The sequence below is a fragment of the Erythrobacter sp. SDW2 genome, assembly GCF_021431965.1.
GTDB lineage: Bacteria > Pseudomonadota > Alphaproteobacteria > Sphingomonadales > Sphingomonadaceae > Parerythrobacter.
The window spans coordinates 2,729,540-2,744,521 of record NZ_CP090370.1; the positions used below are offsets into that span (position 1 = coordinate 2,729,540).

A 14,982-nucleotide genomic window follows, 5' to 3' on the forward strand; every position below is an offset into this window, starting at 1 on the left:
AGTGCCGCCGGCGCTATCCGGCAGCGATTTCTTCCTTGACCCTCAGCTTGAGCTTCTTGAGTTGCTGGACAATCGCCATGTCGGGGGCCGGCCGGGTCATTTCCTCGTGCAGGCGGGCCTCGAGACCGGCGTGCTTGGACTGAAGGGCGGTGACATGTGACGAAGCCATAGGGCTCTCCTTCTCAGGTTGTGCGACCAGGAAGCGACTCGCCATGAGCGGACGAACCGCTGTGATGCATACAATCACATCATACAAAGATTGCGAAGACCTTGTTTCGCCCTATGCGATTGGTAAACCGCTTTGCGCGACGAAACGTCGTCGCCATCTTCGACAAGGGATCTCTCACAGCGTGACCGAAGCGGAACTGCGCAAACGGCTGGAACACCTGCGTGTCGAGCACCGCGATCTCGACGCGGCGATCAGCGCCTTGACCGAGGCAGGCAGCACCGACCAGCTCCAGATCGCGCGGCTCAAGAAGCGCAAGCTCGCCCTGCGCGACCAGATCGCCGTGATCGAAGACCAGCTGATTCCGGACATCATCGCCTGATCGTCCGGCTGCCCGATTGAGGGCTTCGTTGCGTCCGACGGACCAAAACTGTTCCCCATCGGGACAGGTCTCAATTACCCGACGGACATCGTCGTTACCAAGCTTTCCCGTCAGCATGCGGTCGCGTAGCGGCGTTATGCATGGGAGACCCGACCGACCTGACCGCGACGATTGTGGAAGAGCTATATTGCGAAGCTCTGATCCTGGCCGATGACGTGCGTGCGGCGTTCGACCTCACCACCCCGCGCGATGCGGGCAAGGCCGACCTCGTGCGGATCGCCCTGTCGACCGAAGGTCTCAAGACCACCACCCGCGTGATGCATGTGCTGGCCTGGCTGCTCAACCAGCGGGCCTATTTCCGCGGCGAGATGACCGAATACCAGCTGACCCAGCACGGTCGGCTGCCGCCCGATCGCCCGTCGGAACCATCGCAGCTCGAGCTGCTCGAACTGCCGACCCAGTTGCTGATCCTCGAAACCCAGCTGATGCACGCCCGCGTGGCGCGGCTCGACAAGGCGTGGCGCGAAGGGCCACGCGGACGGCCCGAAGGGCTCGACGATATCCGCGCCCGGCTCGAAAGCGCGCTCAGGCGGCTGTAAGCGCTTTGCGCCAGCGGGCGAGGCGTTCCTGCCGCACGCTGTCGTCCATCGCCGGCTCGAAGGTCCGCACCGAGCCCCGCATCGCCGCCGACGCCTCCTCCAGCGAGCGGTAGAGTCCGGCTCCGACCGCCGCGCTCATCGCCGCTCCCAACGCGGTGGTTTCGACGAAATCGGGGCGTTCGACCGTGAGGCCGAGCATGTCGGCCAGGTCTTGCGCCATCCAGTCGTTGGCGCTCATCCCGCCGTCGATCCGCAGGCATTTCCATGCCGCACCGTCGGCCGCGAAGGCCTCGGCCAGGTCATGCGTCTGGTGCGCCATCGCCTCCAGCGCGGCGCGGGCAATCTGCGCCTTGCCGCTGGAGAAGCTGAGTCCCGTCATCACTCCGCGTGCCTCCGCCCGCCAATGGGGCGCCCCCAGCCCTGACAGAGCGGGAACGATCACTACCTCGCCCGAGTGCGAGATCGAGCGGGCCAGCGCCTCGGTCTCGGCCGCGCTGCTGATGAGGCCAAGCTGGTCGCGCAACCATTGCACCAGGCTACCCGCGACGAAAACCGAGCCCTCGATGGCATAGGTCCGCTGCCCCGCCTGCTGGCACAGCACCGTGCCCAGCATCCGGTTATCGGAATGTGGCAGTTCGTCCCCCTTGTTGGCCAGCACAAAGGCCCCCGTGCCGTAAGTCGCCTTGGTATCGCCGAACGAGAGGCACCCCTGCCCCAGCGTCGCCGATTGCTGGTCGCCGACCATGCCGGTGATGGGGATGACGCGCCCGAACCATTCGGCGCTGGCCTCGGCCAGCGGGCCGTGCGTATCGACCACCTTGGGCAAGGCATCGCGCGGCACGCCGAGCAATTCGCAAAGACCATCGTCGAACTGCGCGCCGTCGAGAGCCAGCAGCTGCGTCCGGCTGGCATTGCTCGCGTCGGTGATATGCGCCTGGCCGCCGGACAGATTGGCCACCAGCCAGCTTTCGACCGTGCCCAGCGCCAGCGTGCCCTTGGCTGCCGCTTGCCGCACGCGCTCGTCATGATCGAGCAGCCAGCGCATCTTGGTGCCGGAGAAATAGGGATCGAGCAGCAGGCCGGTCTTGGCCTGGACGTCCGGTTCATGGCCTTGTGCCTTCAGCACGGCACAGAAATCAGCCGTCCGCCGGTCCTGCCACACGATTGCGCGGCTGAGCGGTTCGAGCGTCTGCTCGTCCCACGCCACCACGGTTTCGCGCTGGTTGGTGATGCCGATGCACGCGATCCGCTCGGCCCCGACCTTGTCCACCGCCTCGCGCGCGCATGCGAGCGTCCGCTCCCAGATCTCGCCCGCGTCATGCTCGACCCAGCCGGGCTGCGGATAATGCTGGGTCAATTCCTTTTGCGCCACGCCATGCATGGTTCCGTCGAGCCCGAACAGCATGGCACGCGTGGAAGTGGTCCCTTCGTCGAGGACGAGGATAAGGTCGGACAAGCTGCTCTCTCCCGTGCAGAATTTCTTGCAGGGTGACATGTGCCAGCTTGCGTCCCATATGCAAGGGCATGGCAACGCCTCCTCCCAAACCCTGGCCGGTGGGCCTGGTCGAGCGGCCCGAGCCGCTGGTCGGCCGCATCCTCGCGCCCAATCCCTCGCCCTATACCTTCACCGGGACGCAGACCTACATCGTCGGGACCGAAGGCGAAGTGGCGGTGATCGATCCCGGCCCCAACGATGCGGCGCATATCGACGCGATCCTGGCCGCGACCGGCGATGACAGGGTCGTCGCCATCATGTGCACCCATACCCACCGCGACCACTCCCCCGCCGCCGCGCCGCTCAGCGAGCTGACCGGCGCCCCGGTGGTCGGCTGCGCCCCGCTGGTGCTGGAAACCGACCTGCCGCGCGCCGACGAGGCCTTTGACCCAACCTACGCGCCCGACCGTGTGCTGGAAGATGGCGAAGCCATGACCGGACGCGGCTGGACGCTGCGCGCCGTCCATACGCCGGGCCATACGTCCAATCACCTGTGCTTTGCGTTGGAGGAAACAGGAGCCCTGTTCACCGGCGACCATGTGATGGGCTGGTCCACCAGTGTCGTTATCCCGCCCGATGGCGACATGGGCGATTACATGAAGAGCCTCGACCGGCTCTACCAGCGTGAGGACAGGGTCTATTACTCCGCCCATGGCGAGCCGATCACCAGGCCGCGCCAGCTGGTGCGCGGCATGATCGGGCACCGCCGCCAGCGCGAAAACCAGATCCTCCGGCATCTGGGCGATGGGCCGCTGGCGCTGCCCGACTTCGTCCCGCTGATGTACAAGGGGCTCGACCCCCGGCTCGACAAGGCCGCACAGATGAGCGTCCATGCCCATCTGATCGATCTGGAACGAAGAGGGCTGGTCGCTCGTTCGGGAGAGACATGGCAGACGATCTGACACTCGAGGACCAGACGGCGAGCGTGGCCCCTGCCGATCCCCCCGCTTCGCCTCCGGCAAAAACCGACAATGCGCGCTCGCTCGCACGGACGCAGGCGCTACCCTGGCTGCTTGTCATCCTGTTGCTGGCAGCCGTGGCGTGGTTGGCATGGAAGGCCTTCGGGCCTGACGAATTGGGCGATCCGGTCGCCACCAGCCTCGTTGCCTTCGAAGAGCAGAACGCCCTCACCGTGTTCAGTGCCGAGTTCGCGCCGGTTGTGGCGAGCAATGACAGCCGCTTCTTCGGCACCATCAAGACCCGGCAGGTGGCGGTAATCCCGACACGGGTCAGCTACACGCTCGACCTGTCGAAGGTCGATCGCTCGCGCCTCGCGTGGAACGAGGCCGAGGAAACCCTCACCGTACAGCTGCCCCCGATCCAGATCGGCCAGCCCAATCTCGACGAGGCGCGCGCCCAGTACCTGCGCGAAGGTATCTGGATCACGCGCGAGGCGCAGGACAAGCTCACCCGCGACAACACCCTGCTAGCCGAACGCGAAGCGCGCAAGTCTGCCGCCAACCCCGCACTGGTAAGGCTCGCCCGCGATGCCGCCCGGCAGGCGGTGACGCAGAACCTTTCCATCCCGCTACAGGTGGCCGGCTATGGCGATGTGAATGTGGTGGTCCGCTTCGATGGAGAGTCCTCGAAGTAGGCAGGACATTGTTGACCTGAGCGGCCACACCGCAGTATCTCCCCGACAGCAAAGCAAAGGCGGTCGCACGTTTCACCGGAGGGAGGGACTCCATGGCGACCACTGCCCCTGTGCGCGGCACCACAGTCGAAGGCACGCGCTTCTTTGCCATCATGGCTTTCGTGATGTCGGTGACGATCATCGCCGGCTTCTCGCTCAACCTGGCGATGGGTCGCTCGAGCTTCGATGCTCCCTGGTTCCTGCATGCCCATGGTCTGATCTTTCTCGGCTGGATCGGGCTCTACCTCGCCCAGCATGTGACGATTGCGACAGGCAACATCGCCTTGCACCGGCGGCTGGGCCAGGTGGCCTATCTGTGGGTCCCGTTGATGGTCGCTGCCGGGGTGATGATCATCGTCATCGTGGCGCGGAGCACCGGCGGGCCATTCTTCTTTGCGATGAACGAGTTCTTCGTCAGCAATCTCATTGCCCTGCTGACCTTCGGCGGCCTGGCGCTGTGGGCGCTACGGGCGCAGCGGTACAGCGGCTGGCACCGAAGGCTGATGCTGGTGGCGATGAGCATCCTGACCGGGCCCGGCCTTGGGCGATTGCTGCCGACGCCGCTGTTCATGCCCAACGCCTGGACCATACTGATCTGCCTGACCTTCGTCTTTCCGCTGATCGGCATGGTTTACGATCTGCGCCGGGACGGGCGGGTCCATCCCGCCTATTGGTGGGGCATGGGCATCAACGTCGGGCTCTTCGTGCTGTCCATGCTGCTGGCCTATTCGCCGCTCGGCTATGCCTTCACCGAATGGCTGACGGCGGGAACACCCGGCGGCGAGCGGCCGATGGAGGCGTTTCTCCCGCCCGGCTTCACGATGTGAGGCGCGCAACCGGCATTGCCCGGAACGCGCTCGCATCCTGGTTCGTTCGCTTTATAGAGGGCGCAAACAGCGCCTTCGCAAAGGACGGACCATGACTGCCCCGATCAAGCCCCCCGTCGGTGACGAACTGCTCGCCGAAATCGACCGCCTGCGCAAGGAGCGCAATGCGGTGATCCTGGCGCATTACTACCAGACGCCCGATATCCAGGACCTGGCCGATTACGTCGGCGATTCGCTCCAGCTGAGCCAGATGGCGGCGGAAACCGATGCCGACGTCATCGCTTTCTGCGGTGTGAAGTTCATGGCCGACACTGCCAAGATCCTCAGCCCCGAAAAGATCGTCGTCCTGCCCGACATGGACGCCGGGTGCAGTCTCGAGGACAGCTGCCCGCCGGAGAAATTCCGCAAGTTCCGCGAGGCGCATCCCGATCACATCGCGCTGACCTACATCAACTGCTCGACCGAGGTGAAGGCGCTCAGCGACATCATCGTCACCAGCTCCAGCGCGGAGATGATCCTTCAACAGATCCCGCCCGAGCAGAAGATCATCTTCGGGCCGGACCGGCACCTGGGCGGCTACCTCAGCCGCAAGTTCAACCGCGAGATGCTGCTGTGGCCGGGGGTGTGCATCGTCCACGAGGCTTTCAGCGAAACCGAGCTGATGAAACTCAAGGAACAGTATCCTGGTGCGCCGATCGCTGCGCACCCCGAATGCCCCCCCTCGATCATCGACCACGCCGACTATGTCGGCAGCACGTCGGGCATCCTGCAGTTCGCCAAGACTTTCCCCGGCGACACGCTGATCGTCGCGACCGAGCCGCACATCATCCACCAGATGGAAAAGGCGCTGCCGGAAAAGAACTTCATCGGCGCGCCGGGTGCGGACGGCAACTGCAGCTGCAACATCTGCCCCTACATGGCATTGAACACGCTGGAGAAGCTCTACGTTGCGCTGCGCGACCTCGAACCGCGGATCGAAATCGAGGAGGAGCTGCGGGTCAAGGCCAAGCGCAGCCTCGATGCCATGTTGGCGATGGCCAGCGGGACGATCGGCAAGGGCGATCTGGGGAAAGTGTGAGGGCACCCCACGCGCTGATGTGCGTTCTCCGACCATGACCGCGCAAATCCGCTTCCTCTGGGCCCGGCTCAACGCCAATTACTGGTTCTACCCGGCGCTGTTTTCGGTACTGGCCGCGCTGTTGGCCTTCGCCATGATCTGGCTCGACCGCAGCGGCTGGGCGGAAGCGCTCAACCGCGAGGGCTGGATCATCCCGGCCCGGCCCCAGGGCGCGACCAATATGCTGAACGTCATGGCGGGCAGCATGATCGGGGTCGCCTCCACGGTGTTCTCGATCACGCTGGTGGCGGTGACCTATGCCAGCGGCACCTATGGCCCGCGGCTGCTGACCAATTTCATGGAGGACCGCGGCAACCAGCTGAGCCTGGCGACCTTCATTGCCAGCTTCGTCTATGCCCTGATCGTGCTGCGCAGCGTTCGGGCCGAGGACGAGACTGCTGCCGCTGGGGCCGCGGCCGATGCCCTGCCCGGATTTGTACCGCAGCTTTCGCTGCTGGTCGCCTATGCCCTGATGGCGCTGTGCGTCGCGGTGCTGGTTTACTTCCTCAACCACGTCCCGTCCTCGATCCGCATCAACACCGTGCTCAAGGAGATCGCTGGACGCCTGCTGCGCATCATCAGGGAGACCTACCCGGTCGAAGAGTCCATCGTCGACGCGCGCCCGCAGGAGTCCGGCGAACCGCTTTGCGCGACGGGCACGGGCTATGTGCAGCTGATCGACCTCGAAGGATTGACGGCCCTCGCCCGCGAGCATGACTGCACCGTCTCGCTCAAGGTTCGCACCGGCGATTTCATCCATCGCGACTTGCCGCTGCTGGAGGTGACCGGCGACTTGCCGGAGGCGTGCGAGCAGGATTTGCGCGATTGCTTCACGCTCGGCCCGTCGCGCACGCCGGAGCAGGATCCGCAGTTCCTGATCGACGAACTGGTCGAAATCGGCCTGCGCGCGCTCAGCCCCGGGATCAACGATCCCTTCACCGCCATCACCGCGCTGCACTGGCTCGGTGCGGCAACCGCAGAAATCGGCCGGCGCGACCTTCGCAAGCAGATCGATGACGAGGATGATCCGGATAGGTGTCCCGTCATCCCGCTGCCCGATGATTTCGCGCATTATCTCAGTCGCGGCTTCGGCTCGATCCGGAGTGCGGTGGCGACCAGCCCGATCGCCGCCGAGGTCATGCTCGACACGCTTGCCAATGCGGCGCAAGCTGTCGGGAATCCCGGTCGGCGCGCATTGCTGCACGACGAAGGCATGCGACTGGGCGAACAGGCCCTGATTGCGCTGGCAGGCCCGGACCGCGAAGCCTTGCGCGAGAAGCTCAAGGCATTCGACGCGCGCTTTGCCTGATCAGGCGGATAGGCCGGGTGCAATGCCGGGCCCGGTTTTGGGCTTCTCGCTCCGCGCCACCACCAGCGCACAGCCGAGCATAAGCATGCCGATGATGTCCCACACGCCCAGCACTTCGCCGAAAACGCCATAGCCATAGAGCGCCGCCACCGCCGGCTGGGTCAGCAGCGCAAGGCCGATCACCAACGGGCTGAAATGGCGCAAGGCGAAAACCAGCAGGCCTTGCCCCACCAATTGGCTGAACAGCGCGAGCGCGACCAGCGGACCCCAACCCGCCGCGCCAGGAAGGACCGGTTCGCCCATGGCCAGTGCCAGCACCAGCAGCACGGGGCAGGCGAAGAGGCTGACCCACACCAGCAGGCTCCAAGCTCCAATCTGCTTGCGCGCATCCTGCAGGGTGAGGAGGTAGACCGCGTAACTCAGACCCGCCGCAAGACAGAAGAGATCGCCTACCAATGTTGCGGTGCTGATCTCCAGACTCTCGCCCAGCAGGATGGCCGAGCCTCCCAGCGCAAAGACGATGGCGAGCCATTCCAGCCCCTTGGGCAGGGTCCGGCTGATAACGAACCCCCAGAACAGCAGCACGATGCTCCCGGCATTACCGAACAGCGTGGCATTGCCGAGCCGCGTCAGCCCGATGCCGTAATGCCAGGCAGCGAGGTCGAGCGCGAAAGCGGTGCTGCCGATGGCGATCATGGTGAGTGTCTTGGCCGGGATGCCGCCCAGCCGCTGTCCGGTCGCCCGTGCCAGCAGCGCCAGGAACGGCAACGCCAGGAATAGCCGCCAGAACGCTGCACTTACCGGCCCCGTGTCCGCCAGCCGCACGGCCCATGGCCCCAATGCCAGGGCGACATTGCCTGCCAGCAGCGCCATGAACAGCACCCACTGCGGCGCTGCTACACCCCCTGTCACTTTTTCTGATGTTGCGCCGCTCACGCCGCTGCCCTAGCCGCAATTCACGAAATCGAAAAAGAAAATGCGGAGACATTGCCCGATGCATGATGCCCTCTTCCAGCCGCTGAAAATGGGGGCGCTCGAAGCGCGCAACCGGATCTTCATGGCCCCGCTGACCCGTGGCCGTGCGGCGGAACCGATGTTCGTGCCCAACGAACTGATGGCGACCTATTACCGCCAGCGTGCGGGCGCCGGGATGATCCTGACCGAGGCCACCGGCATCAGCCGCGAAGGACTCGGCTGGCCGTCGGCTCCCGGCATCTGGAGCGACGAGCAGGCCGAAGCGTGGAAGCTCTCGACCGAGGCCGTGCATGAGGAGGGCGGTCTGATCGTCATGCAGCTGTGGCACATGGGCCGGATCGTCCATCCCTATTTCCTCGATGGGCAGCCGCCGGTTTCGGCCAGTGCCACCAAGGCTCCCGGCGAAGCGCATACGCCCGTCGGCAAGCAGGAATACGCCACCGCGCGTGCCATGACGCTCGACGATATCAAGCGCACCGTGGCCGACTATCACAATGCTGCGGCCCAGGCGAAGAAGGCAGGGTTCGACGGCGTCCAGCTGCACGGCGCCAATGGCTACCTCGTCGACCAGTTCCTGCGCGACGGGACCAACCACCGCGACGACGAATACGGCGGTTCGCCGGAAAACCGCACCCGCTTCATGCGCGAAGTGCTCGAAGCGCTGATCGACGTATGGGGCGCGGGCCGCGTCGGCATCCGCCTCTCGCCCAATGGCGAGACGCAGGGCTGCGACGACAGCAACCCGCCTGCCACCTTCGGCGCTGCGGCCAAGGTGTGCGAGGAACTCGGACTCGCTTTCGTCGAACTGCGCGAACCGGGGCCCGACGGCACCTTCGGGCAAACCGATGTGCCGAAACAGAGCCCGTTGATCCGCTCGATCTATTCGGGTGCCTTGATCCTCAATTCGGACTACGATGCAGCCCAGGCGGAAGCCGATGTGGTCAGCGGCAAGGCCGACGCGATCAGCTTCGGCCGGCCGTATATCTCGAACCCCGACCTGGAAAAACGCATTGCCGTCGGCGCGCCGTTCAACCCGAACAGGGATGTGCCCAAGAGCTGGTACTTCCCGATTCCGGAAGGTTATATAGATTACCCTACGCTGGCAGAGGAACATGCGGCGGTCGCCTGATCGCTGGCTCCTCCCCATGCCGTTCCGCTCGCTCCTGCTCGTCCCGGCCGACAATGAGGCCAAGCTGGCCAAAGTGCCGGCGGCCGGGGCAGGCGCGGTTGTGCTTGACCTCGCCTCGGTCAGCGAAGGCCAGAAGACTGCCGCGCGCGAAAACACCTACCAGTTCCTGTTGCGGCAGGAACACCAGCTGACCAACAAGAAGACCTTCGTGCGCTGGGTGCGGATCAATCCGATCGGCAGCCCGCACTGGAAGGAAGACCTCAACGCCGCGCTGGCAGGCAAGCCCGACGGTATCGTCCTGCCGCGCGCGATGGGGCCGCAGCAGGTCCAGATGCTGGCGGCGGACATATACGAGCTGGAACAGCGTAACAGCCTGCAGCACAATTCGGTTCGGATCATCCCGCAAGTCGGCGATGCACCCGAGGCGGCACTGTTGATCCCGCAATTCGCGCATGATCCGCATCCGCGCATCATCGGGCTTGGGTGGGATTCGCAGGCGCTTGCCGCAGCCTCGCACATGGCCAGTGCGGACAATGACGCGATCCGTGCCGTCCGCGCGCAATTGCTGCTGACGGCGAAGGCGCGCGGGCTGATGGCGATCGAAAGTCCCAGCGGCATGGTGAAGCGCGCCGATGCGCTGGAGGCGACGATCCAGCGCGCCCGCATGAACGGCTTCGATGCGATGATGGCGCGCCATCCTGCCCAGGTTGAAGTGATCGAACGGATTTTCGCTCCGACCGAGGAAGAGCGGGTGGCGGCGCGAACGGTGCTGTCAGGCTTCGAACTTCACCCCGAAGCGCAGGTCGTGACCGTCGATGGTCGTTCGGTCGACCGGTTCGGGCTGGACCGCGCCAAGCGCTTGCTGGACAACGATTAGCTTTCTTCGGCGGGTTCCGCAGCTTCGGCGGGCTCTGCCGGTTCCGCGTCGCGGCTATCGTCGGTCGCTTCGTCGGCAGAATCGTCTTTCGCTGTACCGTTGCTGGCCGCGCCGCCTTCACCCGCTGCCGCTTTCATCGGCGGTGACTCGGATTCGAGTTCGTCGAGGGGCAGCATGGCGTCGCTGATTGTCCCGCCCAGGATCTCGCCCTGCGCGTTTGCCCCTTCGGCAGCAACCGGAGCCTTGTCCGAGCCGCAAGCAGCCAGCGCCAATGTGGCAGCGAGGACGGATACAGGGCGCAGCATCATGCAGTCTCTCCTTCGAGCGCGGCGAGGAATCGCGGTGCCTCGGCGCGCAATGCCGCATCCCACTCGTGCGGCGCAAGGGCGATCCCCAGACGGGCGAGGCTGGTGACGCCGAATTCTTCGATCCCGCAGGGGACGATCCCGGCAAAATGGGCCAGGTCCGGGTCGAGATTGACGGAGAAGCCGTGCATCGTAACCCAGCGCCGCACCCGCACGCCGATGGCCCCGATCTTGGCCTCGCGCCCGTCGATGTCGGCGGTCCAGATACCGACCCGGCCATCGACCGACCAGCTTTCCACCCCGAACCCGCGCAGGGTGGCGATGACCCAGTCCTCCAGCGCATGGACGAAGCGGCGCACGTCCTTGCCGCGCTGGCCCAGGTCGAGCAGGACATAGCCGATCCGCTGGCCTGGTCCGTGATAGGTGTAGCGCCCGCCCCGCCCGGCCTCGACCACTTCGAAGCGCGGGTCGAGCAATTCGGTCACATCGGCGCTGGTCCCGGCAGTATAGACCGGCGGGTGTTCGAGCAGCCAGACTAGCTCCTGCGCTTCACCTGCGGCGATGGCGGCATTGCGTGCCTCCATTGCGTCCAGCGCCGTGCGATAGGGCACTGGCGCGGAATCGAGCCGCCATTCGATATCGGAAGTGCCCTCAGCCATAGTCGGTCATTGCGTGGCGCTTGTCGAAGCGACTATCAAGGGCTGACAATCAATTTGCGAAGGCAGCGGCAGTGAAATTCGACATGAGCAAGGCCTGGGATCAGGCCACCGCCGTACTCGGCAAAAACCGGCGAATGGTCGCGGTTGTCGCGGGGGTATTCTTTTTCCTGCCCGTCGCCGTGCTGATCCTGCTGCTGCCCGATTTCAGCCAGGACCCGGCCTTCGCCGGAGCAGGCAGTGACCCTGAAGCGATGGCGAAGATGATCAATGCGGTCCTGAAAGATATCTGGTGGGCGCTGCTGATTGCGACCCTGTTGCAAATCGTTGGCATGCTGGCACTCTATCGCCTGCTGAGCAGCCGCGCGCGACCGACCGTGGGCGAGGCGTTGTCCTTTGGGGCAAAGGCGCTGTTGCCGTTCATCGGCTCCAGCCTGCTGGTGCAGATCATCCAGCTGGTCGTGGTCGGGTTGCCGACACGGCTGACCGAGGGGACCGCCATCGGCGCGCTCGTCTCGCTGGCGGGTCTGTTCGTCACCATCTGGCTGACCATCCGTTTCCTGCTGACCGGCCCGGTGGTGGCGATCGAGAAGCAGTTCAACCCGTTCAAGGTGCTGCGGCGCGCATGGCAGCTGACGGAAGGCAACGCCATGCGGCTGCTCGCTTTCTTCATCCTGCTGATCGCGGCCTTCGTGATCGTCTGGCTGGTCGCGGTGCTGATGTTTACGCTGGTGTTCGGGCTGATGGGGCCGGAAGCCGCGCGCTTTGGCTTCGCCCTCGTCACCGGCGCGGCGATAGCGAGCTACTTTGCGATCTATGTCGGCGTGCAGGTGGCCATCCACCGTCAGCTGGCCGGCGAAGAGAAGCCGCCCGTCACTCAGGACGACCGCTGGGTCATCTGAGGGCTAGTCCTTCCAGCCCCAGAACAGCTTGCACGGAAGGATATTCCAGAACTCGAAACCGCTGTCGATACGGCGGAAGTCCGCCCGCATCAGGTCACGCACGGCGGCGGTGAACTGATAAGCCATGAACGCCCCGCCGGGGCGAAGCACGCGATGGGTTGCCGAGATGATCCGGGGGCCAACCCCGCCGGGCAAGGTCGAGAACGGCAGGCCTGACAGGATGAAGTCGGCATGGTCATGCCCGGCCATCCGCACAATGGCCTCGACATCCTCGGCCGAGCCGAGCACTGCGGTGAAGCGGCTGTCCTTGATCGTGCGATTGAGGAAATCGACATAGAGCGGATTGGTGTCGATCGCGATCAGCCGCGCATCGCCCTTCATCCGCTCCAGCACCGGCAGGCAGAAGGTGCCGACGCCGGGGCCGTATTCGACGAACAGGTTGCAATTGGCCCAGTCCACCGGGCCCAGCATCTTGTCGATAGTGAAGCGCGAGGACGGGATGATCGAGCCGACCATGCGCGGATGTTCGAGAAAGCCCTGGAAGAACACGGCCCACTGCGATTCCGACTGCCCGAGGATGTGACCCAGGCGTTGGCGGACCTTGTCGCGCAACCGTTCGATCGCGCGCGTCGTATTGTCGTTCAAACCGATTCTCCGGCGTAGCGGGCGACATGCCCAACCCGTTTCGTTCGCAACAATTGGCAGCTTCACCGCCCCATTGCAACCGCGCTGCGGCAGGCGTAGCGGAGCAGCATGGCCGAAGCCGATCCCTCCCCTTCCGTGCCCCCGCCGCCGCTCGAAACGGCTAGCTCGCCCATCACCAGGGGTCGGCTGGTGCTGCTTTTCATGGTCATGCTGGTGACCGCTGCGGGCAACACCGCGATGCAGTCGGTCATGCCTTCGATCGGGACCGAGCTGGGCGTGGCCGACGTCTGGATCAGCCTCGCCTACACCTGGTCGGCGCTGTTGTGGGTGGTGTGCGCCCCGATGTGGGCGAAGCGGTCGGACAAGCGCGGTCGCAAGGCGATGATGGCGCTGGGCATGGTCGGCTTCATCAGTTCGATGGCGCTATGCGGCCTGGCTCTCCACTTGGGCCTAGCAGGTGTATTGAGCGCATTGTGGACGCTGGTGCTGTTTGCGCTGTGCCGCTCGCTCTACGGGCTGTTCGGTTCCGCTGCGCCCCCTGCGGTCCAGGCGTATGTCGCCAGCCGCACGCCGCGCAGCGAGCGGACGCAGGCCCTGGCGCTGGTCGCATCGAGCTTCGGGCTTGGCACGGTGCTTGGCCCGGCGCTGGCGCCACTGCTGCTGTTCCCGGGCACCGGATTGACCGGCCCCTTCTTCGCCTTTGCGCTCTTTGCCGTCGGCGTCTTGATAGCGCTGCGGCTGCGCCTCCCGGACGACGAGCCGCAGTTCGCCGCGCGTGGCAAGACCTATGACGCGCCGTTCGGCAGCGGTGCGGCCCGCCATGTCCGCGACGAAGATCGCGACGAGGACGACATCGAAGACAGCGGCGAGATGCAGGCTGCAGAAGAAGCCGATCCGCCCGATCTCAAATGGACCGACAAGCGACTGATGCCGTGGATGGTGGCCGGGCTGCTGGGCGGGCATGCGCAGGCGATGATCCTCGGTATATCGGGGTTTCTGGTGCTCGACCGGCTGGACCTGCGCGCGACGCCCGAGGCAGGTGCGGGCCCCGTCGGCATCGTGCTGATGGTCGGGGCTGTTGCCACACTGCTCGCCCAATGGGGCTTGATCCCGACGCTGCGACTGGGTCCGCGCGCATCGACATTGTGGGGCATGCTGCTGGCCCTGGTAGGCGTGGCCATTGTCGCCGTGGCGGTTGATCTGCACGCCATTGCGCTCGGCTTTGCCGTGGCATCGCTTGGCTTCGGACTCTACCGGCCCGGATTCACCGCCGGCGCGTCGCTGGCCGTTACCCGGCCCGAACAGGGGCAGGTGTCAGGCAAGGTCGCATCGATCAATGGTGCCAGCTACATCTATGCCCCGGCATTGGGGGTGTGGCTCTACGGCCATTCGGACTGGCTCGGCTTCGCCGTCATCATGGGATTCTGCATCGCTGTGTTCGTGATCGGCAGCCGTTCGCTGCAAAGCGACGAGTTCCTGACCCGCGATCGAAGTTAGCCAGAGGATTTCCAGCACCACGTCCTGCGGTCGGCACAGCCGCACGCCCTTCTCCGTCTCGACCAGCGGGCGGTTGATCAGGATCGGATCGGCTACCATCGCGTCCAGCACCGCATCGGCTTCCGCATCGGGCAAGCCGCGCTCTTCCGCATCGGTGCCGCGCAGGCGTAGGCCTTCATGGGGCGTCATCCCGGCGTCGGCATAGAGCTGGGCCAGCTTGTCGCGGCTCGGCGGGTTCTCGAGATACTCGATCACAGTCAACTCCACGTGCGACAGGTTCTCCAGAATCGCGAGTGTCTTGCGCGAAGTGCCGCATTTCGGGTTGTGCCAGATGGTCGCTTTCATGCTCGGTTCCCGGATCGATTGGATTGGCCGATCCGCTAGCAACAAGCGATTTTCTCGCCAAGGGCACTTCTGTGGTTGCAATTGCGAATTATTCGCAATAACGACCCTTCCACGTTGAGAATC

Annotated in this window: 17 protein-coding genes and 1 pseudogene; 11 read left to right on the top strand and 7 right to left on the bottom strand. The window is 65.0% G+C overall.

Annotation, left to right across the window (positions count from 1 at the left end; translation table 11 throughout):
• Nucleotides 1-13 precede the first annotated feature (13 nt).
• The gene (locus LY632_RS13335; RefSeq protein WP_234091612.1) at nt 14-169 is read right to left on the bottom strand and encodes a YdcH family protein; all 156 of its coding nucleotides are present in this window, start codon (nt 167-169) and stop codon (nt 14-16) included.
• 181 nt (nt 170-350) lie between these two features.
• Here LY632_RS13335 and LY632_RS13340 point away from each other — a divergent pair, with 181 nt between their 5' ends.
• Entirely contained in the window at nt 351-548 is a 198-nt protein-coding gene (locus LY632_RS13340; RefSeq protein ID WP_234091613.1) for a YdcH family protein, read from the top strand.
• A 140-nt stretch (nt 549-688) separates the two neighbouring features.
• Entirely contained in the window at nt 689-1,147 is a 459-nt protein-coding gene (locus LY632_RS13345) for a DUF1465 family protein (protein WP_234091614.1), read from the top strand.
• On the opposite strand, the gene glpK is transcribed toward LY632_RS13345, so the two are convergent.
• On the bottom strand, nt 1,134-2,603 hold the full coding sequence (gene glpK / locus LY632_RS13350; protein WP_234091615.1) for a glycerol kinase GlpK: 1,470 nt from the start codon (nt 2,601-2,603) through the stop codon (nt 1,134-1,136). The genes LY632_RS13345 and glpK overlap by 14 nt on opposite strands.
• Before the next feature lie 68 nt (nt 2,604-2,671).
• On the opposite strand from glpK, the gene LY632_RS13355 reads away from it, so the two are divergent.
• The 5 genes from LY632_RS13355 (at nt 2,672) to LY632_RS13375 (ending at nt 7,528) form a co-directional block, all read left to right on the top strand.
• Nucleotides 2,672-3,544, top strand: coding sequence for an MBL fold metallo-hydrolase (locus LY632_RS13355; RefSeq protein WP_234091616.1), 873 nt, complete (start codon nt 2,672-2,674; stop codon nt 3,542-3,544).
• Nucleotides 3,529-4,236 (top strand): DUF4230 domain-containing protein, encoded by a 708-nt coding sequence (locus LY632_RS13360; RefSeq protein WP_234091617.1) that lies wholly within the window; start codon nt 3,529-3,531, stop codon nt 4,234-4,236. Before LY632_RS13355 ends, LY632_RS13360 begins: the two co-directional genes overlap by 16 nt.
• A 92-nt stretch (nt 4,237-4,328) precedes the next feature.
• On the top strand, nt 4,329-5,102 hold the full coding sequence (locus LY632_RS13365) for a hypothetical protein (protein ID WP_234091618.1): 774 nt from the start codon (nt 4,329-4,331) through the stop codon (nt 5,100-5,102).
• 91 nt (nt 5,103-5,193) lie between these two features.
• Nucleotides 5,194-6,180 (top strand): quinolinate synthase NadA, encoded by a 987-nt coding sequence (nadA, locus tag LY632_RS13370; protein ID WP_234091619.1) that lies wholly within the window; start codon nt 5,194-5,196, stop codon nt 6,178-6,180.
• A gap of 34 nt (nt 6,181-6,214) precedes the next feature.
• Nucleotides 6,215-7,528, top strand: coding sequence for a DUF2254 domain-containing protein (locus tag LY632_RS13375; protein ID WP_234091620.1), 1,314 nt, complete (start codon nt 6,215-6,217; stop codon nt 7,526-7,528).
• Here LY632_RS13375 and LY632_RS13380 read toward each other — a convergent pair whose 3' ends face one another.
• The gene (locus LY632_RS13380) at nt 7,529-8,401 is read right to left on the bottom strand and encodes a DMT family transporter (RefSeq protein ID WP_370636579.1); all 873 of its coding nucleotides are present in this window, start codon (nt 8,399-8,401) and stop codon (nt 7,529-7,531) included. It abuts the gene before it with no gap.
• 121 nt (nt 8,402-8,522) lie between these two features.
• Here LY632_RS13380 and LY632_RS13385 point away from each other — a divergent pair, with 121 nt between their 5' ends.
• Together LY632_RS13385 and LY632_RS13390 are read left to right on the top strand one after the other, a co-directional pair.
• A complete protein-coding gene (locus LY632_RS13385) occupies nt 8,523-9,632 on the top strand; it encodes an alkene reductase (RefSeq protein ID WP_234091622.1) in 1,110 nt (369 codons plus the stop codon).
• The gene (locus LY632_RS13390) at nt 9,616-10,509 is read left to right on the top strand and encodes a CoA ester lyase (protein ID WP_234091623.1); all 894 of its coding nucleotides are present in this window, start codon (nt 9,616-9,618) and stop codon (nt 10,507-10,509) included. The genes LY632_RS13385 and LY632_RS13390 overlap by 17 nt, the downstream gene beginning before the upstream one ends.
• Here LY632_RS13390 and LY632_RS13395 read toward each other — a convergent pair.
• Together LY632_RS13395 and lipB are read right to left on the bottom strand one after the other, a co-directional pair.
• Complete coding sequence (locus tag LY632_RS13395) at nt 10,506-10,817, bottom strand: hypothetical protein (RefSeq protein WP_234091624.1); 312 nt, start codon at nt 10,815-10,817, stop codon at nt 10,506-10,508. The genes LY632_RS13390 and LY632_RS13395 overlap by 4 nt on opposite strands.
• The gene (gene lipB / locus LY632_RS13400; RefSeq protein WP_234091625.1) at nt 10,814-11,473 is read right to left on the bottom strand and encodes a lipoyl(octanoyl) transferase LipB; all 660 of its coding nucleotides are present in this window, start codon (nt 11,471-11,473) and stop codon (nt 10,814-10,816) included. The genes LY632_RS13395 and lipB overlap by 4 nt, the downstream gene beginning before the upstream one ends.
• 71 nt (nt 11,474-11,544) lie before the next feature.
• Between lipB and LY632_RS13405 the strand changes: the two genes are divergently transcribed.
• Nucleotides 11,545-12,372 carry a hypothetical protein gene (locus LY632_RS13405; RefSeq protein WP_234091626.1) on the top strand — a complete coding sequence of 276 codons (828 nt, stop codon included), beginning with the start codon at nt 11,545-11,547 and terminating at the stop codon, nt 12,370-12,372.
• Nucleotides 12,373-12,375: 3 nt separating this feature from the next.
• On the opposite strand, the gene LY632_RS13410 is transcribed toward LY632_RS13405, so the two are convergent.
• The gene (locus LY632_RS13410) at nt 12,376-13,017 is read right to left on the bottom strand and encodes a class I SAM-dependent methyltransferase (RefSeq protein ID WP_370636538.1); all 642 of its coding nucleotides are present in this window, start codon (nt 13,015-13,017) and stop codon (nt 12,376-12,378) included.
• A gap of 108 nt (nt 13,018-13,125) precedes the next feature.
• Between LY632_RS13410 and LY632_RS13415 the strand changes: the two genes are divergently transcribed.
• Nucleotides 13,126-14,514, top strand: coding sequence for an MFS transporter (locus tag LY632_RS13415; protein ID WP_234091627.1), 1,389 nt, complete (start codon nt 13,126-13,128; stop codon nt 14,512-14,514).
• A 3-nt stretch (nt 14,515-14,517) separates the two neighbouring features.
• Here the strand turns inward: LY632_RS13415 and LY632_RS13420 are convergent.
• Nucleotides 14,518-14,859: pseudogene (locus tag LY632_RS13420) on the bottom strand (arsenate reductase family protein); the annotation flags it as partial.
• Nucleotides 14,860-14,982: the final 123 nt, after the last annotated feature.

Excerpts from the sequence above, each read along its gene's own strand:
- LY632_RS13395 (WP_234091624.1), bottom strand. The coding sequence starts at position 10,817 with ATGATGCTGCGCCCTGTATCCGTCCTCGCTGCCACATTGGCGCTGGCT.
- LY632_RS13375 (WP_234091620.1), top strand. The coding sequence starts at position 6,215 with ATGACCGCGCAAATCCGCTTCCTCTGGGCCCGGCTCAACGCCAATTAC.
- LY632_RS13335 (WP_234091612.1), bottom strand. The coding sequence starts at position 169 with ATGGCTTCGTCACATGTCACCGCCCTTCAGTCCAAGCACGCCGGTCTC.
- LY632_RS13385 (WP_234091622.1), top strand. The coding sequence starts at position 8,523 with ATGCATGATGCCCTCTTCCAGCCGCTGAAAATGGGGGCGCTCGAAGCG.
- LY632_RS13415 (WP_234091627.1), top strand. The coding sequence starts at position 13,126 with ATGGCCGAAGCCGATCCCTCCCCTTCCGTGCCCCCGCCGCCGCTCGAA.
- LY632_RS13390 (WP_234091623.1), top strand. The coding sequence starts at position 9,616 with ATGCGGCGGTCGCCTGATCGCTGGCTCCTCCCCATGCCGTTCCGCTCG.
- nadA (WP_234091619.1), top strand. The coding sequence starts at position 5,194 with ATGACTGCCCCGATCAAGCCCCCCGTCGGTGACGAACTGCTCGCCGAA.
- LY632_RS13380 (WP_370636579.1), bottom strand. The coding sequence starts at position 8,401 with ATGGCGCTGCTGGCAGGCAATGTCGCCCTGGCATTGGGGCCATGGGCC.
- LY632_RS13345 (WP_234091614.1), top strand. The coding sequence starts at position 689 with ATGGGAGACCCGACCGACCTGACCGCGACGATTGTGGAAGAGCTATAT.
- LY632_RS13360 (WP_234091617.1), top strand. The coding sequence starts at position 3,529 with ATGGCAGACGATCTGACACTCGAGGACCAGACGGCGAGCGTGGCCCCT.
- lipB (WP_234091625.1), bottom strand. The coding sequence starts at position 11,473 with ATGGCTGAGGGCACTTCCGATATCGAATGGCGGCTCGATTCCGCGCCA.
- LY632_RS13355 (WP_234091616.1), top strand. The coding sequence starts at position 2,672 with ATGGCAACGCCTCCTCCCAAACCCTGGCCGGTGGGCCTGGTCGAGCGG.
- LY632_RS13365 (WP_234091618.1), top strand. The coding sequence starts at position 4,329 with ATGGCGACCACTGCCCCTGTGCGCGGCACCACAGTCGAAGGCACGCGC.